Consider the following 25572-nt stretch of genomic DNA (forward strand, 5'->3'; position numbering starts at 1 on the left):
CCCAATGCCCAATGCCCAATGCCCAATGCCCAAATTAAATAACCTATGCGCCGTAAGAAAGATACTCTCTGCACAGAATTTGCCTTCACTCTTCCTAAAGGGTTTAGTGATGGTGAACACCGAGTACATCGTCATGGGGTGATGCGTTTAGCCACCGCCAAGGATGAAATTTTGGTGCAACAAGAGCGGAGAGTTCAGGAAAATCCAGCTTACGGTGTTTTGGTGATGCTTGCACGGGTCATCACTCGCTTGGGAAGTTTCAACTCTGTGAGTCCTGATTTACTTGAAGGACTGCTTTTACATGACATTGCCTATCTCCGAGAATTTTATAATCGCATCAATCAGCAAGGTAATGTACACATTCCGACACAATGCCCCCACTGCAATACTCAATTTTCAGTGGAGCTAGAACTAGCGGGGGAGTCGTAAGCTACCCCTCTGATACTTTATATGAGGAGGTAGCTTTTATTGCTTATCATTTTCATTGGTCACAAGATGATATTTTAAATTTAGAACATACTACCCGTCAGCGATGGGTAGCAGAAATCAATAAAATTAACCAAAAATTAATATGAAAGTAAAAGTTAGCTACTCACCAACTTTAAGTGAACTCAATGAAGTTGACCTGACCATAGAATCTACAACGAAAGGAGAATGGCTAATAGGTCGTTCTCCTGATTCTGATTTACTCCTAGACAGCCCTGATATCAGTCGGGTACACGCTAAGTTTTTTCTTAAAGGTGGAAATTACTACTTCTGCGACCTTGGCAGTAGAAATGGCTCAATATTTAACGGCAAACAGACTGAAAAAGATCGACCATATTCTTTGACCGATGGAGATGTGATTCGGATTGCAGATTATGTTTTGATCTTAGAAGCAGTTGCTCCGGCCTATGAACAACCAGAGACAGTCTTTAGGATTATAGACCCTTCAATGTTTTCTCGACCGCGATCGCCTGAAAATGTCAGCACTCCCAACGCTGCTAATCCAGCCCCAGAGGTTGTAAATAAAGTAGAAACACCTGAAATTAATGCTCCTCATCCAGAAATCAGCGAAATCTCAGAAGTTGTTTCTACTCAAGCGGATGATGTTATCCCCGTTGCTGAGGTAATCACCCCTGAAAATATCATTCAAACTCCTGAAGCAGTCAGCGAAGTTACACACGATGTTCGTGATGAAATTGTGGATTTGCGTACATTAGTTACACCAGAAGTCAGCGCAGATGGTGAAGAAGTAGAGGTTCCAGAAATCAGCGAATCTTTGACTGAGCCTGATGACGCAATAACTGCACCGGAAAACATCATTGAAACTCCTGAAGAGGAAAGTACAGTTCCAGAAGCCACTCACGAGGAGGTTGCAAACTCGGAAGTGCCAGTGGCGGCAGAATCTACCTTTGTACAGCCCCGTGATATCAGTGCCATTCCCGAAGCTACCGAGGATGAGGATGCCGAGTTTGAAGCAGCACTAGCAGCAGAAGTCACCTCCGTACAGCCTCGTGATATTTTCCACCCAGTTCCTGTACAGAGTCCAATTGCCGAAGCTACCGATGATGAGGATGCCGAGTTTGAAGCAGCACTGGAAGCAGAAGTCACCTTTGTACAGCCTCGTGATATTTTCCACCCAGTTCCTGTACAGAGTCCAATTCCCGAAGCTACCGATGATGAAGTCGTAAATTTAGATACACCAGTTAGAGAAGAGGTCAATTCAGATTCTGGTGATTTTGTCAATGAAGTTGCTGAAGAGGCCGAAATTCATCACCAAGAAACATTGAGCCAAGTACCAGAGCAGGAAAACCAAGTTACACATCATGTCAGTGATGAAGTAGTAAATTTAGATAAGTCCGTGACAGCAGAAGATAGCACAGATGTTGATGAAGTAGAACCTAGTTCTGCTGTTGATGAAACAGTAAGGGAAGTTTCTGAAGCACCGACAGCACCTGATGATAATGTCTCGGAAGTTTTCAGCAATCAATACATTGATTTGAGTAATACAAGTACAGAAGAAGTTAGTGTAAATGTTGATGATGTTTCTGCACAAGTAAGTGAAGTCTCTGGCTCAGCTGATATTCAATCTTTGGAAACAACAGAAATTGAAGCTCCTGATAACGTCAGTCAAACTATTGAAGAAGTTTCTGAACCAGAAGCAACTCAATCTGATGAAATTCCAGAAGAAACAAATGTAAGTGAGCCTGCTCAAATGATCGTTGAAAGAAATATAGTACTCATTGCTCACGAAAGTAAGAAATTAGAACTTGCTGAATTTGTTTCTCAGCATCAAGAATTTTTCTCCCAGAGCTTTACAATTACCTGGCCATCTGTTAGCGAAGTCTTGGATAAACAGGCAGGTATAACTATTAGTCAACAAACTCCTGCACCAACTTCTGGAGGATATCAAACAATTGCTTCATTGGTTGGAGCGGGAGATATTTTAGCAGTGATTTTCTTGAGAGATTTGCTACAACCTCAGCCTGGCCAAGCAAATGAAGAAGCACTGCTAAGGTTATGCAATATTAATCAAGTTTTGCTGGCAACTAATTTGCCAACAGCAGAAGCGATCGTGCATTATCTTAAACAGATATAGCAATTGTAAATGAGTTACTAACAAAAAGATCCCCGACTTCTTAAAGAAGTCGGGGATCTGATCCTGTCGGTGTTTACAAGTAAAATATGATTCAATACAGTTCAGAATGAGCAACAAAACACTTGTAGAGACGGCGATTTATCGCGTCTTGTAGAGACGGCGATTTATCGCGTCTTGTAGAGACGGCGATTTATCGCGTCTTGTAGAGACGGCGATTTATCGCGTCTTGTAGAGACGGCGATTTATCGCGTCTCGAAAACCAAAAATTGTTGCCAGTAGCCCTTAACCCAAGCGTATTGAAATATGATTGCTATATTTTTTGGAAAGTTGCAAATTGCGTAGAATAATTTCAATATTAAAAATTAATCTAAAAATATAGGTATATTTTAAAGTAAAACCTCTTAAAAAATGGTTGTGAATTTTAAAAGTTTATTTAGACAGCCAGTTATTCTTTCAAGTGCGATCGCTACACTTATCTTAGTAGGCATTCAAAAACTGGGGGTTTTCGAGCCTTTGGAAATGAAAGTCTACGACCAAATGATCCAATTACGTGGCAACCCAGACCCAGACTCTCGTCTATTAATTGTTGCTTTAACTGAAAAAGATATTCAAAAATGGAATTGGCCTCTGTCTGGTGAACTTCTAGACCGGCTGTTAGGTAAACTTGAAGAATATCAACCGCGAGCCATTGGTCTAGATATTTTTCGTGACTTACCAGTAGAGCCTGGTCATAACAAGCTACTCCAACGCCTACAACAGAGCGATATCATTATTCCTATTTGCAAACATTCTGGTTCTAACAATCCGGGAATAGCACCGCCAAAGGGCGTTGAAGCCGAGCGAGTCGGATTTAATGATGTCGTAGAAGATACTGATGCCACAATTCGCCGCAACCTATTATTGGTAAGTGCAGAGAAGTCTGATTCCTGTCAAAGTACCTATTCCTTTGGCTTACAGCTAGCGCTCAAATATTTAGAAGTCGGAGGCATCCAACTAGAATTTACCCCAAAAAAGGAACTACGACTACGCAATACTATATTTAAACCCCTGGAAAGTAACGCTGGCGGTTATGAGAAAGCGGATACCAATGGCTACCAAATCCTGCTTAATTACCATTCTGGTCATCACGTCGCCCAGCAGGTAACTATTACAGAAGTACTTGAAAATCAAGTTAAACCAGATTTGGTGAAAGACCGCATCGTTTTAATTGGTTCAACAGCCAATAGTTTAAATGATATTTTTAATACGCCATTTGCTAGTGGTAAGTCAGATAATTCTGGCAAAATGTCAGGAATTGAAATTCATGCCCAGAGCGTTAGTCAAATTCTTAGTGCTGTTCTGAACAAACAGCCTCTATTTTGGTTTTTGCCTGAGTGGGGTAAAGTCCTTTGGATATGGGGATGGACTGTAGTTGGTGGGTTGCTGGTATGGCGAATTCAGCATCCACTAGGTTTAGGATTGGCAGTAGCCACAGCCCTTGCAGTGTTATTTGGAGGCAATTTTGTCATTTTTACCCAAGCTGGATGGTTCCCAGTCATACCTCCGGCGTTGGGGTTAGTATTTACCGCCGGCAGTGTCCTGGCCTATAGTGCTTATCAAACCAAGCAAGAGCAAAAAGAAATTACCCAACGGGTTCAAGAACACCAACAATTAATTGGGGAATTGCAAGGTCTTTTACGGCAGCGCGGCAATGCCTCAAATGAAGCATCAACGATAATTATTGATTCCATTGGGCAAGAAATTGCACTAGGCACGCTATTAAACAATCGCTATCAAATTACTGAACGGTTGGGTTCTGGAGGATTTAGTAATACTTACGTGGCTAACGATATCCAGCGCCCTGGTAATCCGCAGTGTGTGGTTAAACAGTTGCGACCTCCTCGCCAAGATGCGGAATATTTAAATGTTGTCAGACGCTTATTCGACGCTGAAGCAGAAATTTTAGAAACTTTGGGTAAGCATCCACAAATTCCCCAACTGCTAGCTTTCTTTGAAGAAAATCAGCAATTTTCTCTAGTGCAAGAATTTGTTCGAGGACATGCTATGGACAAAGAGCTAATCTCTGGTAGGCGACTAAAACAAGCTGAAGTTGTAGAGATGCTCAAAGAAGTTTTAAACGTGCTGGTTTTTGTTCATAGCTATGGCGTAATCCATCGAGATATCAAACCTGGTAACTTGATTAGGCGAGAATCAGATCAGCACATTGTTTTAATTGACTTTGGCGCTGTGAAGCAGATTCAACCTCAGCAACAAGAAGCTCAGACCATTGCAATTGGTACTCCTAGTTATGCACCTTCGGAACAAATGAGCGGGTTGCCAAAACTCAATAGTGATATTTATGCGTTGGGAATTATGGGAATACAAGGTTTAACTGGGGTAGATCCCAGAGAATTTCGCCGAGACACAAATATTGGTGAAATAATTATCCAGAGTACATCCGATCCTAATATTTGGCAACATTGGCGCGAACTAACTGACGCTAAAAACGAGTTAGTTATTATTTTAAATAGAATGGTACATTTCGACTTCACTCAACGATATCAGTCAGCAGCAGAGGTGCTTAAAACTCTCGAAAGTCTTTAGTAAAATAAGGTAGGAGGCAAGGGACTGACAAATAAAAAAATACTCAACTACTTCTTGTAGGGTGGGCAACATGAGCGCCTTTGCCTATGAGCGCTCATGTTGCCCACCCCACAAGATTGGAGAATTTATTTGTTGGAAGTCCCTAAGTACAAGACTAAGGATAGACCTTAGCGCTCTTCTATGACTCTCGATAGAGAATAATCCAGGCGATTAGAAATCGCGGCTACACATACAAAGTCCGCCTGCGCGGACTAACATCAAAATAGGGTTTCAAATTTAATCTGACGAGAGTAATAAAAGAGCGTTAGTCGATATCTGTAGGTTGGGTTGAGGAACGGAAACCCAAGATTTTATCCTTGTTGATGTTGGGTTGAACGGCAGTGAAACCCAACCTACATTGACATATTTTATGATCAGCGATCGCCCGGACTTGATATCATTTACCTGTGAGCTTCACCAGTCCAACACCACCGAAGTAAAGGGCTAAAACTGCACCTGCTAAGAGACTTTGAGTTAGGGGGTCGGTGGAAGGTGTAAGGACGGCTCCTAAAATCACTGCTCCCATAATCACGTAACGCCAACCAGAAACCATCCGTTCAGACGAGACAATGTTCAAATTACCGAGCAACAGTTGGATGATGGGAATTTGAAATGCTAAACCAGTGCTGAATAACAATAGGAGGACAAATTCAAAATATTTATCAATTGACCAAAGTTGTTCAACTACATCTGCTCCGTAGCTGATGAAAAATTTCAAGGCTGCGGGGATAAGGAGTAAATAGGCAAATACTAACCCCCCTGCAAACAGCACACTCGAACCCAAAACCACAGGCCCCAGTAAACGGCGTTCGCGGCGAGTCAGTCCTGGAATCACAAACTGGATAATCTGGTAAAGAATGAATGGACTAGTAAGTACGATGCCCGTGTAGGCTGCAACTTTGAAGGAGACAAAGAAATATTCTCCTGGTGCCAGTTGGAGAAATTTTACTCCTTGTGCTGGAACCTCAAGTAGCTGGACAATTGGCTTAACGGCAAAGAAACAGCCGATAATGCCTACTGATACGGCAATCAGCGAATAGAAAATCCGTTGTCGCAACTCTTCTAGGTGGTCGAAAAGGGACATTTCGATTTCACCTGGCAACTCATCAAGAGGATCAGTATCTGAGTTGCCATATCCTTCTGTGTCGATGTTGGGAACGTTTACAGTATCTACGTCTTGTGAAGGGGTCATGAGTCAGCTAGTAGGCAACATTTGTTAACTATTTTATCCGGGGAATGGAGCTACCAAGATATGTTTTTGGGTGCTGCGGGTTTTTTCTCCTGTTTTTTCGGTTTGCATCTGCATAAGTTAGTAGGAAGCCATCTTGTAGGCAATGCCTAACCTAAAATAGGGTGGAACCGATAATGTAGAAATTACGTCTCTGCGGCTAGTACTTGGTCAAGCAGTTTTAAGGTTTTGTAGTGAGTTAGCGCGGCTTTCTCTCTTGGCGCTAGCGAGTCTTTTCGACGACAAGCTAATCGCGGACTCGCTTGCCGCCGGCGCTATCGCTCTTAGCGTCTCCCCTTCTCCCAAAGGGAGAGGCTAGCGCCAAGGGAGAAGAACGGGCTAACTCACTAGTACAACAAGGCAAAAGTAAAAAGTAAAAAGTAAAAAGAAAGAATACTTATACCGCAAGCTTTTTACCCATTTAGGATGGTAGGTCTATTTCCGCCGTGATGTACTACGAACTTGCTTACCCATCAATTTAAACTTGATAGACTACTAGTACTGCTGAGTAAATTTACAGAACATCAACATATAATACTCAGTTTTAAAAATCCGGTTCATCAAGGTGGCATCTATACATAGTGTAATCGGAAATTTTTAGCTGAGGTTGGGTATGAACCGGAGAATTTGCATTGCTTTAATGGCATTGCCTGTTTATTTATGTAATGTTCAGCTAGGCAATACTTGTAGTAGTGACATGATAATTGTCAAAAATCAGTTTCCCACAATAGCAGCTCTAATTGCTTACAGTACAAATGCTCATTCACGTATACTGCCGTGGCAAATATCGGCTAGAGATGACCAAACCGAAGATTGCCTTCGTGCTGGCACTTGCAAGGATTGATACTAATTCGTAATTATGGCAGTTCTATCATCAGAGAAAATTAATGGTTGTAGAAAATCAAGGTACAGTAGTGGTTACAGGAGCCTCAACAGGAATTGGTCAGGCGTGTGCTTTGCTTTTAGACCAGTTGGGTTTCTCTGTTTTTGCTGGGGTGCGTCAAGATATTGATGCTCAAACACTTAAACAGAAAGGATCGCAAAGGCTGATTCCGATTTTTTTAGATGTTACTGATGCTGAGTCGATCGCCGCTGCGGTTGATCGGGTAACAAATGCAGTCGGTGGGGCGGGGATTTTAGGTTTAGTGAATAATGCCGGTATTGCTGTTCCTGGACCTTTGGAATTATTAGCGATCGCCGAATTTCAACAACAAATGCTGGTTAATGTCACTGGACAATTAGCAGTGACACAAGGGTTTCTTGGTCTATTACGCCAGAGTCGAGGCCGAATTGTCAATATGGGTTCCATTTCTGGTAGAAGTCCGACGCCGTTCTTAGGAGCTTACAATGCGTCCAAATTTGCCCTCGTTGCACTCAATGATGTAATGCGGATGGAATTACGACCTTGGGGAATCTCCGTTTCGATTATCGAACCTGGGGCGATCGCAACTCCAATTTGGGAAAAGTCCCTAAGTCAATCGGAAATAGCACAGCACGACTTACCCCAATCGGCACAAAATCTCTACGGACAGGGGATGAATATTGTCCGCAAGAAAATGCAGATTCTCGCATCTGGGGGAATTTCTGCGGATCTTGTCGCTCAGGTTGTTGTCCAGGCGCTGACTGCAAAGCAACCAAAGACACGTTATCTGGTTGGACAAGATGCCAAAATTGGAGCGTTGCTGAAGCATATTTTGCCCGATCATCTCCATGACCGGATAATTTTATACGCAATGGGTTTGTAGATTACCAAAATCATGATTTTCATCAACAAAATCATGATTTTCATCAACAAAATCGTGACTTTCGTCAATAAAATCATGATTTCGTCAATAAAATTATGACTTTCGTCATCAATATTATGCTGATTTAGGAATGAGATATAGAATTTAGGTGAACTACTTATGCTTGTCTACAAACTAAACATGATGCTTCTGTAATCATGAGCAGTACAAAATTGTACTTAAGAGTACCTTTTTTTCTGTTGGATATTTTTAATATTCATAAGAGTAACTTATTGGATATTTAAGACATTTGCTATTTGTACTTATAGTAGTATTTCTGCTTACTTTAACTCAAATATCAGCATTGCTATGTGCTATATAAAACGTGGATATTAAAAATTATCCGGAATGCTGCTAGTTTAGTTAGTAGTTTGATTGAAATGTACTTAAATTAAGCAATAAATTCCCTAAAATCAATATATTTATTTTGTCATCCCTATTCCTGAGTGAACTCGATTAGTTATGCTCCTAGATTTAGAAAGATTTTATCAGGCTTGCAATCCCAGCAGACCTCTAATTATAGGAAATGCCAGCGATCGCAGGTACTATATCGATTTTGCTGCGGTGCGGGGTGGCAAAATCATCGAAGCTTTGCAGCGCACCATCGCTCGCATCTCGCCAGATGCCCCAACTTGTCAGCTATTTACCGGACATCTCGGCTGTGGAAAATCAACGGAGTTGTTACGGCTGCAAGCTGAGTTAGAGGAGCAGCAATTTCAGGTAGTTTACTTCGAGTCTACCCACGTCTTGGAAATGGCCGATGTGGATGTGACTGATATTCTCTTGGCAATCGCTGGCCAGGTGAGTGAAAGCCTAGAAGCCATGAAAATTAGGTTCAAACCTAGCTACTTTAGCAAGTTATTTGGTGAACTTGTGGATTTTTTACATACGCCAATTGAACTTGGGGTAGAAGCAGAGTTATCTGTGGGAATTGCTAAAATTACAGCGAAGGCTAAAGAAAGTCCCCAATTGCGGCGGCGGTTAAGAGATTATTTAGAACCGCGAACAGCAAATATTTTACAGTCAATTAATCAAGAATTGCTAGAACCTGCCATCAAGCAACTGAAAGCCAAGGGTAAAAAAGGACTGGTGGTGATTGTTGATAACCTGGATCGAGTTGCAATTCGGCCTTTACCATCGGGGCGATCGCTGCCAGAATATTTATTTATTGAGCGCGGCGAACAGTTACGCAAATTGAATTGTCATGTAGTCTACACTATTCCCTTAGCCTTGACTTTTTCCAACGATAGCGCCGAACTTCAGCATCGTTTAGGCGGAGGAGTCGCCCCAAAAGTCTTACCGATGATACCTGTGCGTCTGCGCTCTGGCGAGATTTTTCCTCAAGGGTTAACAATGTTGCGGCAAATGGTTCTAGCTAGAGCTTTTCCAGACATTTTGCCTAGCGATCGGTTAGGCTTAATTACAGAAGTGTTTGATAGTCTAGAAACCTTAGATCGATTGTGCCTGATTAGTGGTGGTCATGTACGCGACTTGCTAGGTTTGCTATTTGACTGTCTGCGAGAACAAGATCCACCTTTCGATCGGGAGTGTGTCGAATTGGTAATTAGAAGACAGCGCGATTACCGAGCCAACGCCATCGATCCCAATGAGTGGGAATTAATCTTTCAGGTGGTGCAACAGCAGAGGGTCAGAGGTGATATAGAATACTACACCCTATTGCGAAGTTTATTTGTATTTGAATACCGCGATCATCAAGGAGCTTGGTTTGCCGTCAACCCAGTTTTAGCAGAGACGGAAAAATTTAAATCATGGTCGAACGACACCCACAAGCAGATATAAGAGCAGCTAACGAGCTTGCTCTACGGAGTTTGGGGAGAGCAATTACCCTTTCTAGCGGTCAATTCTCCCTGGTTTTGGTGTGCTGCAATTATCGAGTTTTGCAAGAGCAAATGCTGCAACGACTCGAAGAACTCTCTTCAGGAGTACATCAAATTCAGAAGGTAGTTCTGCCCCATAATGCTAGAAGTCTTTACACAAGTATTCATTTACAACTGGTAACTGAAGATAATCCGCCATCGGCGTTGATGATTTTGGGTTTAGAGTCAGTAGATGGAATCGATGATTTACTGAGGTCTATTAATCATATTCGGGATGAGTTTCGCAAACGCCACCCATTTCCGATGATTTTGTGGGTGAATGAGGAAATATTGCCAAAGGTAGTGCGTTTAGCACCAGATTTTGCTAGTTGGGCGGCTACACCGATTCAGTTTGAAATGACAACTCAATCACTGCTGCAATTTCTGCAACAGGAAACTGACTCTTTATTTGCTACGGTGTTACTAACCGATGGTGGACAACACCAACCTCCTCAAGTTGCAAAGCATTATTCTACTGTGGAGCAAGTCTGGGAACATAGCTATGAACTCCACTTTGCCATCAGAGAGTTGCACGATCGTGGTATTACCTTAGAGCCAGCATTACACGCTAGCTTAGAATTTGTTTTTGGTTTAGATAATTATATTAGCGATCGCATCAATACAGCTTTAAGCCATTTTCAGCAAAGCTTGCAGGTTTGGCAAAAGTTGGTGGAGCTAGAGAATAAAGGGGATGAGGGGGATGAGGGAGTGTTTTCTTACCCTGCGCCTCCTAATCGCCCATCTCCACTGCTTCTGCGACAGGGAATTTTGCTGTTTTATATTGGGCTGTGTTATTGCCGTTTTGCAGAGCAAAATCAAATAGAAAACCGCCGCCATTGGTATACGGCTAAATCTTATTTTCAGCAATGCTTGAATATCTTGCAGGTGGCTGGGCGTTTAGATATAGTGGCTAGATTTATTGGTCAACTTGCAGCAGTTTTGCAATATCTGCAAGAGTGGGAAGAATTGCAGACTGTTGCTCAAAAGTCTTTGGAGTTACATCAAACTTATGGTAGTCAAATTCAATTAGCTTGTGACTACGGTTTTCTGGCACAAGTGGCTGTGCAGCAGTCGCGGTGGGTGCAAGCGAGTATATTAGCACACGTATCACTGCTAAAGTTAGGTGAAGCGCAAAAGCAAAACGACCCTTATAACTGCTTATTTCCCTTATTATTGGGGCAAATTTACTATTTAGTGTTGGCGAAAGCACAGCGAAATTTAGGTGAGTTAGAAGTCGCTCGTGAATACTTAGAAAAGGCGACAAAAGAACTACCAGCAGCCTTAGAAAACAGCACCCATCAATACGATGCCCATCGTTATATTCGCTTGTTGCGAACACTGCGATCGCTATATTTTGAAGAAGGGCGCTATCTAGAAGCCTATTATATTCGCCAGAAACGCCGTTCTGTTGAGCAGCAGTATGGTTTTCGGGCTTTTATTGGTGCAGGACGTTTGCAACCCCAAAGACAGGCGACAAACCCAGCATTAATGTCACCTTCTGGAAGTAGCAGCGTTGCTTTAGAAATTGCGGCTTCGGGTCGAGAGCGTGATATTAATAACTTAATTGGCAGAATTAGCCGCGCCGATCAAAAGTTGACGGTGATTCACGGTCAATCAGGGGTGGGTAAGAGTTCTACCGTCACGGCGGGTTTAGTTCCAGCCCTGCAAAATCGAGCCATTGGCGATCAAATAGCTGTGCCTGTGGTACTGCAAGTTTATACCGATTGGGCACGGGAACTGGGAAAATCTTTAAGTGAGGCGATGTCTAGTGACGCATCCCTTGCTATCTATGCTGATATCAAAAGGGAAACAGCCATTGAACCGGCAGCTTTGCCTTACTCTGGCACACCGATCGCCATTGGGAGAATTTTACAACAACTAAAAGAAAATGCTGATAACCATCTGATCACAGTTTTAATTTTTGACCAGTTTGAAGAATTTTTCTTTGGTTATAGCGATCGCAATCAAAAGCAAGAGTTTGATAAATTTATTAGCGATTGCCTCAATATACCCTTTGTCAAAGTTATCCTTTCGTTGCGAGAAGATTATTTACATCGGTTATTAGACTTTAAGCATCTTTCGGCGCTGGAAGCAATTAATAATAATATTCTCGACAAGCATATTCGTTACCAGTTAAATAATTTTTCGCCCGAATATGCTAAAGCAATTATCCGAAAATTGACCGAGCGATCGCAGTTTAATTTAGAACCCGCTTTAATTGATGCCTTGGTTGAAGATTTATCAACAGAATTTGGAGAAGTCCGCCCCATTGAATTACAAGTTGTGGGAGCGCAAATTCAAGACGAGCGCATTACTACATTAGAAGAATATCAGCCCTATAGACCTAACAAACTCATCGAGCGCTATATTAAAGAACTGATTAAAGACTGCGGCCCAGAAAATGAACGAGCCGCATTACTTGTCTTATACTTATTAACAGATGAAAGCAACAACCGACCTTTTAAAACTCGTGCTGAGTTAGCAACGCAGCTAGCAGAGTTAGAAGATGCTGGTAAATTGGAGTTAGTCTTAGATATTTTAGTTAGCTCTGGTTTAGTGGTACTATTCCCTGATGTCCCAGAACGCTATCAACTGATTCATGATTATTTAGTAGACTTGATTCGCTATCTGCAACAACAAGAATCAAGCTTCCAGGTACAACTAAATAAATTGCGCTACAAAGTAGAACAAAGTAAAGCTGAGATTGAGCGACTTAAGAGCGAACTTAGCCAAAATAAGCAGCGTTCCAAATTTGTAGATACTCATCCCCAACAGGGGTTAGACCTCTTAACAGAATTGCGAGAATTACACAAACGAGAAGAATTGAGTCAGTTAGAAATTGAACATTTGCGAGCTGAACTCAAAGAAAAAGAGTTAACAGCTAAACTCGCAGAAAGTCAAAAGAAACAAAGACTCAGTGAAGCTCAATTAAATCGTTCGTTGAAAATTGCCCTGACTGCTTCTGTTCTCGCCATATTCGGGTTAAGTGTCTCCATAGTCACAGCAGTCGATAGCGAGATAAAAACCCTGAGTGTATCCAGTGAAGCCCTCTTTGCCTCACAAAAAGGTATTGATGCTTTAAAGGAAGGTTTAAAGGCGGGGAAAAAATTACAACAAACAGTCTGGGTAGATTCCTATACAAGAGAAGAAGTTTTAACGGCACTTTATCAAGCAGTATCCGGGGTAAGAGAGTATAACCGCTTAGAAGGGCATATATCTGGGGTGAATAGTGTGATGTTTAGTGGCGATCGCTCTTTAATAGCCTCAGCTAGTGCAGATAATACCATCAAACTCTGGCATCCCGATGGTAGCTTGGTTAAAACCTTGTTGGGACACGAAGATGTAGTCAATAGCGTCAGTTTTAGCCCCGATAGTCAAATCCTTGCTTCCGCCAGTCAAGACAAGACAGTGAAACTGTGGAGTCGAGAGGGTCAATTGCTTGCTACCTTATTAGGGCATCAAGCTGTGGTGAATAGCGTCAGTTTTAGCCCAGATGGTCAAACCATTGCCTCGGCGAGTACTGACAAGACGGTGAAACTGTGGAGTCGGGACGGGAAATTACTGAAAACCTTGCAGGGACATAATGGTGCAGTTTTGGGTGTCGCTTGGTCGCCTGATGGTCAAACCATTGCTTCTGGGAGTGCTGACAAGACGGTGAAATTGTGGAGTCGGGACGGGAAATTACTCAAAACCTTGCTCTTACATGATGATGCAGTCATAAGTGTAGCTTGGTCGCCCGATGGTCAAACTATTGCTTCTGCTAGTTTAGACCAGACGATTAAACTGTGGAATCTGAAGGGTAAGCTACAGCGAACCTTATCGGGGCATAGTGCTGGAGTTACCAGCGTCAGTTTTAGCCCCGATGGTAAAACCATCGCTTCCGCAAGTACCGATGAGACAATCAAACTTTGGAGTAGTGACGGTGTGTTGCTAGGAACCCTGAAGGGACATAATAATTGGGTTAACAGTGTCAGTTTCAGCCCTGATGGTCGCACCCTTGCTTCCGCCAGTCGAGACAAAACGATTAAACTTTGGCATTGGGATGATGTGTTACTGCGGAAGCCCAAAGCCGATAATGATGACTGGGTAACTAGCATCAGTTTTAGCCCAGACGATCGCACCTTAGCAGCAGCAAGTCGAGATAAAACGGTAAAACTTCTCAGTCGTGATGGTAAACTTATCCGTACATTCACAGGGCATAAAGGGCAAGTTTGGGGCGTGAGTTTCAGCCCCGATGGTCAAGTAATTGCTTCAGCGAGTAAAGATAAAACGGTGAAGCTTTGGAGCCAAGACGGTAAACTACTCAATACCTTGCAAGGTCATAATAATACCGTCTTGAGTGTTGCTTGGTCGCCTAATGGTCAAGTAATAGCCTCAGCTAGTAAAGATAAAACAGTGAAGCTTTGGAGTCGCAACGGTAAACTACTTAACACCTTGCAGGGACATCAAGATGCGGTGAATTGGGTCAGCTTTAGTCCTGATGGCAAGTTGCTAGCCTCAGCCAGTGATGATAAGACCGTGAAAATTTGGAGTGTAGAAGGTAAATTGCTATACACACTGACTGATCATAGTCGCCGGGTAAATGGAGTTGCTTGGACACCTGATAGTCAGGCGATCGCTTCAGCTAGTATTGATAGTACAGTGAAGATTTGGAGCCGGGATGGTGATTTGCTAAATAATCTTACGGGAGATGGCGATAGTTTCATCAGCGTGAGTTTTAGCCCCGATGGTAAGACTTTGGTAGCCAGCAGTGATGACAATCTGAGGCTTTGGAATCGAGAAGGGACATTGCTGATTGCTTTGAAAGGTTATAAGGATGAGTTAACCAGCGTCACTTTCAGCCATGACGGGAAAACTTTGGCTGCGGGTAGTGCTAATGGTACCGTGATTTTACAGAATTTGGCGGATATCCAACTAGAAAAATTACTGGCGCATGGTTGCTATTTGCTACATGATTATTTGCAGACTAATCAAAAGGTAATGAACAGCGATCGCGCCTTGTGTTCTGGTAAGTGATAGCCTATTTGATTATCGAATTTACTTAATGGCTATTCAGGTGAAACAAGCCTAACGTTGGGAAAGTAGGTGCGATAGCGATTGACATCACGGGTTATGTTACAAAGATTTATTACTGACCTCAACCCCAATGAAGAAAATCATATTGGGGAAGCAATTATTCGAGAGAATGGGGAATTGGAGTATTTGAAGACTTATCGCTTATCAGGAATGCAGACTCGCCGGGGAGTGTCAATTGCTGAGTCAGTTAGCGCAGCATAATTGGAATTTGGATGCTACAGCTAGTAAATTGGGCAATACACGAGAGGAATTTGTGCTGCGTTTAGAAAAGGTGGGTTTTGGTTATTTGCTTAATGCAGAAGTAAGACAAGCAGCATTGAAAAAAGTCAAGGGTAAAAAGTGATATTGTTTTGCTAAGATTCAGCATTAATTTTTTACAAATTAATTTCAATACATCCGCCAATTTACGAAGGAGTAAGCTATCGCGCGTATAAATTGCACTTTTTAGGGTCTATAGATTGCAGCAATACGGTCATTAATTTCTCTGCGGGTGCTGTTTGCGTCATGTGTCATATTCTACGACGCAAGGTGTACAATCTTCCTTCTTCTTTTTTCTCCTTACCCCAATTTACTGAGTGGATACGAATTTTCTTTGCACTAGGGGGAGATGTAGCGGGAGAAGGGATAGTAGAAAATTGAGATGTAACTGAAACTGGTACGTCGTCACAGAGATAGCGATCGCTCACTTACTAAGTACTTTTGACACACCCAAAGTACTGGGAGTTGATACTGCAATTGTTTTGCCTATACTAATTTTCTGTGTTTGTTCTGGCAACTGAGAAGCTTTAATTCCTTTACAGAGATGGCGATCGCTCTCACCTGAATCTAGTTGTTGGGATTTGCAGTAGTTGATGGTACATTGTCACAGAGATGGCGATCGCTCTCCACATTAGGGTTATTCTGCAAATAGTCACTAAGGCGATCGCAAGCCCCTTGCATCAGCTCATCGAATGATTGAATGTGCCACAGTTCAGCGATACCATCATCACTTGCGGTAGCTAGTAACTTCCCATCGGGGCTAAAACTAACGCTCTCGATTTGAGAACCTCGATGCCCTATCCAGCCTGCAAACTTTTGACCGTGTAAATCCCACAACTGTACAGTACCTTTGTCCCCGCTACCGACAATCATCTTGCCATTGGGGGTAAACGCCACCGCTTTTAGTTTGAAGCCAGATATCTGGAATGGCTGTAGTGACTGTTTGCCTTGCAAATTCCACAAGCGGACAGTACCATCATCTCCGGCGCTGGCTATTTGCTTACCATCTGGACTAAAAACTGTGTCATAAACAGGGCCTAGATGACCTCTAAATGGCTTTGCTAACTGTTGACCTTGCAAATTCCATAAGCGGACAGTACTATCATCTCCGGCACTGACTATTCGTTGACCATCCGAACTAAAACTGACGCTGTTAACTTTGCCTTTATGACCTTGAAATGGCTGTGCTAACTGTTGACCTTGCAAATTCCATAAGCGGACAGTACGATCATCTCCGGCACTGACTATTCGCTGACCATCTGGACTAAAACTGACGCTGCGGACTTTGCCTCGATGACCTTGAAATGGCTGTGCTAACTGTTGACCTTGCAAGTTCCACAAGCGCACAGTACCATCATCTCCGGCGCTAGCTATGCGTTGACCATCTGGACTAAAACTGACGCTGAGGACTTTGCCTCGATGACCTGTAAATGGCTTTGCTAACTGTTGACCTTGCAAGTTCCACAAGCGAACAGTACCATCATCTCCGGCACTGGCTATTCGCTGACCATCTGGACTAAAACTGACACTGCGGACTGTGTCTTGATACTGTGTGAATTTTGCCTGCTGGTCGTTTAAATTCCACACACGGACAGTACCATCATCACCAGCGCTAACTATTAGCTGTCCATCTTTGCTGATACTGACACTTCTGACTGGCCCTTGATGCCCTTGAAATTTATCTAACTCATTACCTTGTAAGTTCCACACACGGACAGTCCCATCTCCAGCAGCGCTGGCTAGTTGCTTACCATCATGGCTGAATGCCACATCCCAGATTCTACCTTCATGCCCTCTAAATGGCTCTCCTAATTGCTGATGTTGCTGACCTTGCAAATTCCACAGGCGGACAGTCTTATCTTCTCCTGCTGTTGCTAGTCGCTGACCATTCGGGCTAAATTTGATGCTGCTGATACCATTGATACCATTTTTATTTCCTTTCCATTCTCCCAACGGATGGCCTTGCAAGTCCCACAAGCTAATAAAACCGTCATCGCCAGCACTAGCGATGATTTGATCGTCTGGACTGAACGCTACGCCCCAAACTAGCTTTTCTTGTTGAGGCGCAAGTTTCCTTCCGAAGGGTTGCCCAATGGCGTTGCCTTGTAAGTTCCACAAGCGGACAGTATCGTTTGCTCCTCCGGTAGCTAAAAGCTGACCATTTGAGCTAAAGCTGATACTTTTGACAAAGCCTTGCTTTGCTGACCATTTTTTTACAAGGCGACCTTGTAAGTTCCACAGACGGACAGTATCATCACGGCCGGCAGTCGCTATTAGTTGGCCATCTGGACTAAAAGTAAGATTAGTGACCAAGCCTTGCTCTGCTGACCATTTTTTTACAAAATGACCTTTTAAATCCCACAGGCGGATAGTGTCGTCATCTCCAGCACTAGCCAGAAGCTTATTATCTGGGCTAAGAAAGCTTCTAACTGTGCCTTTAGCCTCTTTCATGCGAATGCGTTCTCGGACTGAATAAACTGCTTCTTGCAGCGTTCCTGTCACTTGATTTTGTAGCTGTTCACCTGGTTTAAAGAATCGCAACAGTGGGTGTTGTAGTGACCTTCCTGCTCGTAGGCTATAAATTAAGGCATCTAACCCTTGCTGCGGTAGCTTTGCTTCTGCTGTTTCTCTAGAAGCACTGGTTTCACCAATCTTTGCACTTCTTTGACTCCACAGCGCCCAAACAGTTAACCCGCTTAAAATCAAGATAGATCCGATCGCAAACCGCCATCCCCAACTATTGTCCCGGCGTTTCTGTAAAACACTTTGTTGGACAAATTCTGTTTCTAACTTATTAAACCAATTGTCATGAGACTGAAGTTCCTGATTTAAGACATCAAGATAAGGATTACTATTCCAAAGAAACTGTTTAGGTTTCTTTCTCAAACCCTCTTGTTGATGCTGTCTTTGCTGCGATCCTTGAAAAAGCCAAGTTTTGATTTTTTTATTAAATTTACTAGGTAAGTTTTCAAAAAAGCAGAAGCAGCGATCTAAGCAATCAATTACAGTTTCAGCTTTGGCTTGCAAACCTGATGGCTGTTCCTTGCTGGCGACACTTTCCCACTCTTCGGCAGCCGGTGTCAGCCGCCGTTGTAAAATTATGTCTTCTTCCTCTTCTTTTCTCCACTCGGATAATTTATTCCATCCCTGTACTAAAGCATCATGGGCTGGCTCTACATACTTTCCGCCTTGAGAATTCAAACTTTCAACAATTAAACGCGCTTTAGAAAAGCGTTCGATGACTGTTTTCACGCGATCGCTTTCTTTCTTGTCAGAGTAAACTAGTTCAGACTTGGGAACCTGTCGCCTTGCTAATTCGACACCTTGGAATGAAATCATCCGCAACATTACCCGACGTACTGTATCTTTATAAGCAATGTCTTCTGCAACTAACTGATCGTATTCTTGGTTAGCACGCTTGGTTAGAGAACCGACTACTCTTCCTAATTCTTCGTAATCTTTCTTCGTTAAGGCGCGGTTATCCCTGGTGCGGTCTTCCGAATACTTCAGGTACAATTCGCTGAGGGTGAAAGAAAGTAAAGGTAAAGCACCTGGCATTTGTACGACTTCGTTGATCAGTTCATCCACCAAGCTGGGAGGATCGAAATATACCACTTTTTCTGACGCTGGTTCCTCAATTGCTTTCCGGAATTCATCCTGGGTCATTGGCGGGACGACAAATCGGGTATCATCATTCCAAAAGTCTTTGAGTATAGAGTTTTGAAACTGACCCTCAAAGTCGAGTCGCAAGGTGATAACTACGTGGATTTTGTCGGGATATTTAGCGATCGCATTCTTGATCAATTTCTGAAACTGCTCTTGTTCTTTGTCACTCTTAGACAAAGTGATCAACTCTTCAAACTGATCGACTGCCAGCAATAGTTTAATCTGAGGATTAGTCTGGCTCCAACGTTTAACGATGTTTGCTAAAGCTTGCTCGTCTTTTTCTAATTCTGCAACAGTAATTGTCGTTGCAATTGGTAAACATACCTGTGCTAAAGCCTGCAAAGGACTTTCCCCTGGACGCATGGGGTCTAAAATCTGAAACTTATGTTCCGGGGAATCACGCAGACGCTTCAACAACCCGGCTTTCATTAAGCTGGATTTACCTGTTCCAGAAGCACCTAGTATGACTGTCAACGTTTGTTTATTGGAAACGACTTTCTGATAAAGCTCTTCAATCCGGTTTTCTCTACCAAAAAACAAGTTACTGTCTTTTTCGTCATAAGATTGCAATCCTTGATAAGGATTATTTTCTAAGTTAAGTGGTGGTGCATCCTCCAATTTATCTCGGTCAAAATTAGGTAACAGAAAGATAAATTCCCCTTTGTCATGTTTTTTGAGTGGCCACAGACCTGGAGTTTGCCGCTTGAAGTACTCTTCTGTGACAACTTCAACTTTATTTCGCAAATAAAAGTACAGTTCAGTTGCCGTAACAATCCCATCGTCATCCGAGTCAGCTTTTTTGTCAGTTCCACGTAGGGCATCAAAAAGCGCTTTGGCAAAGGGAGAGTGAACCTCGTTACCTTCTTTTACTTCCCCCCGCACACCCACACCCAAAGAATCCAAGGCTTTTTGATCATCAGCAGCAGAAGTAATTACTTGCCAAGCTGCATCACTGATAAAGCGATCGTAGCGTTCTTTATAGACTGTGACTTTGGGCAGAATCTCTCGGTTGAGACTTGCCCACCGGAAAGCACCTGCAAAACAGCAATCTAAAATTGCTAACATATGCCGACAAGGGAGTTTAGTTAGGGCATTATGTAACTCCTGCATCGGCAAGTGAGTACTACTATCTTCTAATGTGGCATCTTGCGGAATCAAATAGCCTACTGGCCCCTCTTGCTCTTCTAGAGCATCTTTGGCGATACCATGTCCAGCAAAATAGAAGAGGACGCGATCATCTTTGGTAACTGTAATTGTTTCGCTGTCAAGAGGTATTTGTCCTTGTTTTAAGTCTGCAATTAATTGCTTGAGTTGATTGAGGGTAGCGCGTTTATCTAAAATTAACTTGACTTCGTACTTATTTTGTGATTGATATTGCTGTTTGAGCGACTGATGTTGCTCTTGGATAATTTGAGCAAGTTTGAGAGCATCAGGAACGGCGGTTTCTAACTCTCTAATCCCATTTTCATAATTATTAATACCGATAATGATAGCGAAATTACGCCTAAACTTATTTTTTGACATTAATACACCTCTTAATGGCATAAATACATAAGTGAGCCAGGCACTCATTCAGACAAAGAAATGCCAAATGAGTACCTTTTTGCTGTTTACTTCTGTTTTTTAATTGCTGCAACTAAAGCTTCTAACCCAACTGTTGTTAATTCGACACCAAAGTAACTTAAGTGGTCACAAGGTACTTCTTGAATGTTGGGAGGATGCGATCGCCCTCTGGGAATACTCGTGATACTATCGACAATGACTGCTATATCATTTGGCGTGCCAAAAAAGGGCAATTCTACAACTTTCTTAAATAAACGTTGTTGTAGCCGTTCTATGATCGATGCTCTCTCTACTTCTTGTTCTAATGCTGCGGGAATAATAGAGGTATTACCAGCGATAATTGAGTAGGGAATGCCAGGGTCGTCACTCTCAGCGAGAGATTTGATAAACTCAGAACTTGGGTTCATTTGGGCTAGGGCTACCCGAATATTTTTTTCTAATGTACCCATCAATATAGCCACCACTTTTGCTGGCCAAACAACTGTAGAAAGACCGTTGAGTGCAATACCCAGAGTCAATTTTACCCAATCTTCCACCACAGCCCAAGGAGAACCTGCATTTGGTGTACCCAACATAATCAGGTGTTGGACAACTTTATTACCTCCTTCTCGCTCAATAAACCAGCGAGATACCAAACCACCCATTGAATGAGCAATAATGTGTAATTGTTTCCCGTGATTTTCTGATAAACCCACATCTTTTAGTCGTCGTTTTAAATGTTGGGCATTCTGCTCAATGTTAGTATTCAGATTTTCGTAATCAAAAGTGAGAACTACATCATAAAGTTCGCTGATGGAAGACTTTTGCCCATCCGGTTGCAATACAGGTTGTTTGATTGTAAACACTAAACTTTCAGTATCGCCGATAATCCCGTGGATGTAGAGGGCAATTCGTTTTGCTTGTGCTATCTGCTGCTTAACATAATTCTCATCCTGGTTATAGGTTACTTTCTTGTCCTCTCCCACGGAGGCTACTGCTAAAATCGGATATTCAAATTCCCGTCCCAAACCCTGGCTGATCACTTTTTGAAAAAAGATGCGAATAGAACCTTCTAAACTACGTTCTCCCTCGCTAACGGGGGCTGGTAATCTTTCTAACTCAATTTCGATTTTGCCATCTCCAGTTGCTTTCCCGCGACCTAAGGGTAAGAAAAATTCCCCATCATAACCCACAGGAAGCAAGTATTCATTGTTAACTAGTTGTCCATCAAATAATAATTTTAAAGGTGCATCTGGGGTGACAACTTCGTGGTCTTTAACGTTACTCAGTTCCAGTACACTTAATCCTGGGTCTGTACCGCGACTGGTAGTAAATTGGAAGGGTCGAATAACTTCTGGATTTTCTCGTAAAATCGGGGGGACAATTTTATTACCTAAATCTCGGCTGACTTGTGGTGTAGTTGTAAGGCGAACATTTGCTACTAAGCTGGGATGGGGTAGTAACTTTACCCCTACCGCTAATTGTTGTTCTTGTTCTTGAGAAACTGGGCTAGAATCTAAAGGACGGACTGTAGTGATTGTGATTTCCTCAGCGTACCAATCATCAAACCTCTTAGCCGCTCCCATTTCGCGTTCGCGATCTTGCGTGCGAGTCATTAAACGCTCAAGACTACTTTGATTTGGGGATTCTATATCTCTAGTTATAGGTCGAGGAGCATCAAGTTTATCCTGATTTAGTAATCTGACATTAAATTCATCCTTGGTCACAATCAATTTAAGAATGTCTTTGTACTCGGTAATTAAGAGTTTCCAATACTCATCAGGGACTTCGAGTTCCACCAATTCCTCTCCATTTATTAGAGCATAAGCTTCTTCTCCTGCTTCCAGCCTAATACTACCTGCTTCAAAAAACGGGGCGCTAATAGCAAAACTATCTGAAAGGTTGACCAAAGCACAGTAAAGTGGCTTTCTAGTTGTATTGGTAAGTTTAAGTTTAAATTCCGGCTTTTGCCATTCACCGTCCTTATACTTGTACTGCAAACGTATCTGCTTTGATTGTGATAAATCCTCATCAACAAATATGAGTTCCATCTTCACGTCACCAGGTTTAATTTGAGTCGCCGCAGTATTTGCAAGTTGAGCAATTGTTATCCAACGAGCAATATGTTCTAAACGTTTAATTGCCTTGTCTGCATTGTCTGGAGTGTAATCATCAATTTGAGCTACTAGGGGTCGGTCATCTGTTGCTTTGGTTACTATATACTGGTTATTGCGACACAACAGGCGAAAATTGGCTTTGCCAACTTCTTGTGACTCGCGGACATAGGCTGAGGGTTTACCATTGAGTCCGGCTGTTTTGAGCTTTTCAAGCGCCAGATTTACACCTGTTTCATCTCCCTCAAAGTAAACCCCTAAAAGCGGTAATGGTAAACTGGTAACAACTGCTTTAAAAGTGCGATCGCTTTCGCTTTTCAGGTTTTGCACTCCTTCGATATCTATCTTGCTCTTAGTTGGCAATACCTGAGTCACTTTTGCTCTACCCACAGACTTTGAGGGGTCGCGCAAATCATCGATAGTGGCATCAAAGGGAAACAGTGCCAGTAAAGTAGTTTCGCTATCTTTGGGTGGTTGCACTCCGTGGACAGCACCACCTTCAATCACCCAGCCAGAGGTTTGATCTTGCTGAACAATAAAGTAGGGTTCAATTTCAGCGATCGCACCATCGAGGAAAAATTTGTTATCATCCTCAATGTGATTTACTTCCAATTGCGGAGATTGATCTGACCTTTCACTGCGGACAATGGCATTTGTACGTCCAAATAAATCCCGATAAGTCAGCTTTCCGTTGGCTTTGGAAAGTGTATCCATCAAAAAATAAGAGAAATAACCCCGACATTTACCAGGATATTCCTTTGCTGTTTCGTAGTCTCGACAAGCTGCTAAAAGAACATGACGACCCGTGGGTATCTTCCAGCCAGTCGGGTGTTTTTCGGGGTCACGGTCACGGAAATCTGATAGTTTCTCTAAATCTTCCAGCTTAAAAATAAAGCTATTCAGTGGACGTTCTCGCTTGTCTGTGTTTAAGCGTCGTTCTTTAGCTTCTTGCATTGGGTCTTTGGTGCCGGAACCAGAGTGGCAACAATCTAGAATAATGGTCAGATGCGGCTTTTTTTCTGCTACTTCCGCAATTAGTAGTGCCAATTCTTTATCTGCCAAATCCCAGCCGTTCTCGGTACGGCTGTCGTAGCATACTAAAGTTTCATCCTGATGGTCTGGTTCTATGTGCCAAAATTCCTTTGGTGCTAATTCCTGGGAACCATGACCACTGTAATAGAACAAAACTACATCGTTTTCTCCAGCTTGACGAAGATGGTTGCGAAAGCCATCAATAACAGCCTCACGGGTTGCTTGTTCATCTTTAAGTGTTTGTAAATACAGTTGGTATTCTTGTTTGTCAAATCGTGCGTTTAGATACTCTTCGATTGCTGTAATATCGTTTACACACCCTTGGAGGCGATGATTAGGGTTGGGATAGTTATCGATTCCCACAAGCAAAGCGTATAATTTCCGACTTTCGATTCTTCGCGTTGGAATCACTATCGCAGTTAGAATACTAAAGAGTCTATCAATTCCCTCTGTAATTCTAGCTATACTATTAGCTGCTTCAATTTCGCGGTTTAAGTCGTCTATTCCTTTTTGGAGTGAAGATTCATTTAGTCGTAAGTCTGCTGAAAGTCCTTCTAATATTGTATTTTCTACTTTCCCAATTTCAGCAGCAAGTTTATCTCGTTTATTGATAAAAGCTAATCTTTCTCCTGATTCGACATCGTTAATATTTATTTGATAAAGTTTCCTGGAGATTTTTGTTAATTCTTCAAGTGCTGCTTCAAAGTTAGTAGACATAAATTAATTTCTCCTAATTAATGACTATTTTTTTCGGAAATAAGTGCTGACAATGAATTAGTTTCCTGTATAAAACTATTTAGTTGTTTACTAGTTAATTCTCCTTCAATAGAAGCAAGAAAAAGCTCTTTGAACTTATTTAAATTATTACTTGCTTTATCTATTGCTAATATTATCTCAGCATTCTGTGTCAGAACAGTTAATCTTGTGTTAATCCATGCATCTTCATTATCTATACTTTCTGATTTAAGAGGTTCAATTACAAGGCGTTGTTCTTGTAAATCTTGTATGGTTCCGACATCTTCTTCCACTAATTTACTGATGAATTTTAAAAGTTTTTCTTGTCTTGTTATTTCTCCATAAATTGTGTATTTTCGCTTTTCTAATTCTCTTCTAAGTGAGCCATTAATCCGAGAATCAAGAACTATCTCAGTGACTGATGGCAACTTATCAATTTTGATGGGGCTTAAATTTAGAAGCTTGCTACCACTCCCCTCTAACTGAGCAGTTATATTCTCAACTGCTTTCTCAGTTCTAACTGGAGAGTCAGAATCAGCTAGCTCTATAAGTTTACTAAAGTATGCTTGCAATAACTCATTATGCTTACGAAGTTCATTGATAAGTGAAAGCCGTTTTTTATCTTGTTCTGACAATTCATTATAGGTATTAACAATTCCATCAGCAGGTTTATTACCATTGACTTGTATCCTATCTCTTCTGCTCTTTAATACCTGTTCAGATGTTGCCTTGATTTTAATCTGACCAGCAGTATCTAATAGAGAATTAGTAGCTTCAGCAAAAACTATTCCAGATTCCGCGAATTTTTTATACTCATCTGTAGACCTACAGCCACTTGTGAAGGTTGCTATAATCACTATTACTGCCAATGTTTTGTGAAAATTTTTCATCATAAGTATTTGACATTAAATTGCTGATTCAAAGCGGTTGTTTTGCATACACATTATTTGTATAGCAACTTCTATTTGGACTACAAGTAGTTAACCATCAATATTTGGAAATTCTCAACTACTCTTTATCAAGCTATCACCTTGTTTTTATGCAGCAGATCAGTTAT

At 42.1% G+C, this 25572-nt stretch carries 14 protein-coding genes; 10 read left to right on the plus strand and 4 right to left on the minus strand.

The genetic code is table 11. From position 1 onward, the window contains the following. The first annotated feature begins 45 nt into the window (after positions 1-45). The 4 genes from V7K97_RS11780 (at position 46) to V7K97_RS11795 (ending at position 5164) form a co-directional block, all read left to right on the plus strand. Positions 46-429 (plus strand): phage tail assembly protein, encoded by a 384-nt coding sequence (locus tag V7K97_RS11780; RefSeq protein ID WP_334801093.1) that lies wholly within the window; start codon positions 46-48, stop codon positions 427-429. Beyond that, positions 372-575: a DUF6760 family protein gene (locus V7K97_RS11785; RefSeq protein WP_334801094.1), complete on the plus strand. Its 204-nt coding sequence runs from the start codon at positions 372-374 to the stop codon at positions 573-575. Before V7K97_RS11780 ends, V7K97_RS11785 begins: the two co-directional genes overlap by 58 nt. Then, on the plus strand, positions 572-2581 hold the full coding sequence (locus V7K97_RS11790) for an FHA domain-containing protein (RefSeq protein ID WP_334801095.1): 2010 nt from the start codon (positions 572-574) through the stop codon (positions 2579-2581). Before V7K97_RS11785 ends, V7K97_RS11790 begins: the two co-directional genes overlap by 4 nt. A 408-nt stretch (positions 2582-2989) precedes the next feature. After that, complete coding sequence (locus tag V7K97_RS11795) at positions 2990-5164, plus strand: CHASE2 domain-containing serine/threonine-protein kinase (RefSeq protein ID WP_334801097.1); 2175 nt, start codon at positions 2990-2992, stop codon at positions 5162-5164. Between the two features lie 436 nt (positions 5165-5600). On the opposite strand, the gene tatC is transcribed toward V7K97_RS11795, so the two are convergent. Then, complete coding sequence (gene tatC / locus V7K97_RS11800) at positions 5601-6395, minus strand: twin-arginine translocase subunit TatC (RefSeq protein ID WP_334801099.1); 795 nt, start codon at positions 6393-6395, stop codon at positions 5601-5603. Positions 6396-7044: 649 nt separating this feature from the next. Between tatC and V7K97_RS11805 the strand changes: the two genes are divergently transcribed. The 6 genes from V7K97_RS11805 (at position 7045) to V7K97_RS11830 (ending at position 15511) form a co-directional block, all read left to right on the plus strand. Next, positions 7045-7275, plus strand: coding sequence for a hypothetical protein (locus V7K97_RS11805; protein ID WP_334801100.1), 231 nt, complete (start codon positions 7045-7047; stop codon positions 7273-7275). A 43-nt stretch (positions 7276-7318) separates the two neighbouring features. Further along, positions 7319-8176, plus strand: coding sequence for an SDR family NAD(P)-dependent oxidoreductase (locus V7K97_RS11810; RefSeq protein WP_334801101.1), 858 nt, complete (start codon positions 7319-7321; stop codon positions 8174-8176). Between the two features lie 501 nt (positions 8177-8677). Beyond that, positions 8678-10015, plus strand: coding sequence for a P-loop NTPase fold protein (locus V7K97_RS11815; protein ID WP_334801102.1), 1338 nt, complete (start codon positions 8678-8680; stop codon positions 10013-10015). Then, positions 9985-15108 (plus strand): nSTAND1 domain-containing NTPase, encoded by a 5124-nt coding sequence (locus V7K97_RS11820; protein WP_334801103.1) that lies wholly within the window; start codon positions 9985-9987, stop codon positions 15106-15108. Before V7K97_RS11815 ends, V7K97_RS11820 begins: the two co-directional genes overlap by 31 nt. Before the next feature lie 96 nt (positions 15109-15204). Next, complete coding sequence (locus V7K97_RS11825) at positions 15205-15369, plus strand: hypothetical protein (RefSeq protein WP_334801105.1); 165 nt, start codon at positions 15205-15207, stop codon at positions 15367-15369. Beyond that, on the plus strand, positions 15344-15511 hold the full coding sequence (locus V7K97_RS11830; protein ID WP_334801107.1) for a hypothetical protein: 168 nt from the start codon (positions 15344-15346) through the stop codon (positions 15509-15511). The genes V7K97_RS11825 and V7K97_RS11830 overlap by 26 nt, the downstream gene beginning before the upstream one ends. Before the next feature lie 482 nt (positions 15512-15993). Here V7K97_RS11830 and V7K97_RS11835 read toward each other — a convergent pair whose 3' ends face one another. From V7K97_RS11835 to V7K97_RS11845, 3 genes are all read right to left on the minus strand, one after another. After that, the gene (locus V7K97_RS11835) at positions 15994-20616 is read right to left on the minus strand and encodes an nSTAND1 domain-containing NTPase (protein WP_334801108.1); all 4623 of its coding nucleotides are present in this window, start codon (positions 20614-20616) and stop codon (positions 15994-15996) included. 86 nt (positions 20617-20702) lie between these two features. Further along, entirely contained in the window at positions 20703-24497 is a 3795-nt protein-coding gene (locus V7K97_RS11840) for a caspase family protein (RefSeq protein WP_334801110.1), read from the minus strand. Positions 24498-24514: 17 nt separating this feature from the next. Further along, positions 24515-25408: a hypothetical protein gene (locus V7K97_RS11845; protein WP_334801112.1), complete on the minus strand. Its 894-nt coding sequence runs from the start codon at positions 25406-25408 to the stop codon at positions 24515-24517. Positions 25409-25572 lie beyond the last annotated feature (164 nt).

It is taken from the genome of Nostoc sp. (assembly GCF_036917815.1).
Lineage (GTDB): Bacteria > Cyanobacteriota > Cyanobacteriia > Cyanobacteriales > Nostocaceae > Nostoc.

What these genes read in the sequence shown, in the direction of transcription:
- V7K97_RS11780 (WP_334801093.1), top strand. Translation starts at nt 46, where the DNA reads ATGCGCCGTAAGAAAGATACTCTCTGCACAGAATTTGCCTTCACTCTT.
- V7K97_RS11785 (WP_334801094.1), top strand. Translation starts at nt 372, where the DNA reads ATGCCCCCACTGCAATACTCAATTTTCAGTGGAGCTAGAACTAGCGGG.
- V7K97_RS11790 (WP_334801095.1), top strand. Translation starts at nt 572, where the DNA reads ATGAAAGTAAAAGTTAGCTACTCACCAACTTTAAGTGAACTCAATGAA.
- V7K97_RS11795 (WP_334801097.1), top strand. Translation starts at nt 2,990, where the DNA reads ATGGTTGTGAATTTTAAAAGTTTATTTAGACAGCCAGTTATTCTTTCA.
- tatC (WP_334801099.1), bottom strand. Translation starts at nt 6,395, where the DNA reads ATGACCCCTTCACAAGACGTAGATACTGTAAACGTTCCCAACATCGAC.
- V7K97_RS11805 (WP_334801100.1), top strand. Translation starts at nt 7,045, where the DNA reads ATGAACCGGAGAATTTGCATTGCTTTAATGGCATTGCCTGTTTATTTA.
- V7K97_RS11810 (WP_334801101.1), top strand. Translation starts at nt 7,319, where the DNA reads ATGGTTGTAGAAAATCAAGGTACAGTAGTGGTTACAGGAGCCTCAACA.
- V7K97_RS11815 (WP_334801102.1), top strand. Translation starts at nt 8,678, where the DNA reads ATGCTCCTAGATTTAGAAAGATTTTATCAGGCTTGCAATCCCAGCAGA.
- V7K97_RS11820 (WP_334801103.1), top strand. Translation starts at nt 9,985, where the DNA reads ATGGTCGAACGACACCCACAAGCAGATATAAGAGCAGCTAACGAGCTT.
- V7K97_RS11825 (WP_334801105.1), top strand. Translation starts at nt 15,205, where the DNA reads ATGTTACAAAGATTTATTACTGACCTCAACCCCAATGAAGAAAATCAT.
- V7K97_RS11835 (WP_334801108.1), bottom strand. Translation starts at nt 20,616, where the DNA reads ATGTCAAAAAATAAGTTTAGGCGTAATTTCGCTATCATTATCGGTATT.
- V7K97_RS11840 (WP_334801110.1), bottom strand. Translation starts at nt 24,497, where the DNA reads ATGTCTACTAACTTTGAAGCAGCACTTGAAGAATTAACAAAAATCTCC.
- V7K97_RS11845 (WP_334801112.1), bottom strand. Translation starts at nt 25,408, where the DNA reads ATGATGAAAAATTTTCACAAAACATTGGCAGTAATAGTGATTATAGCA.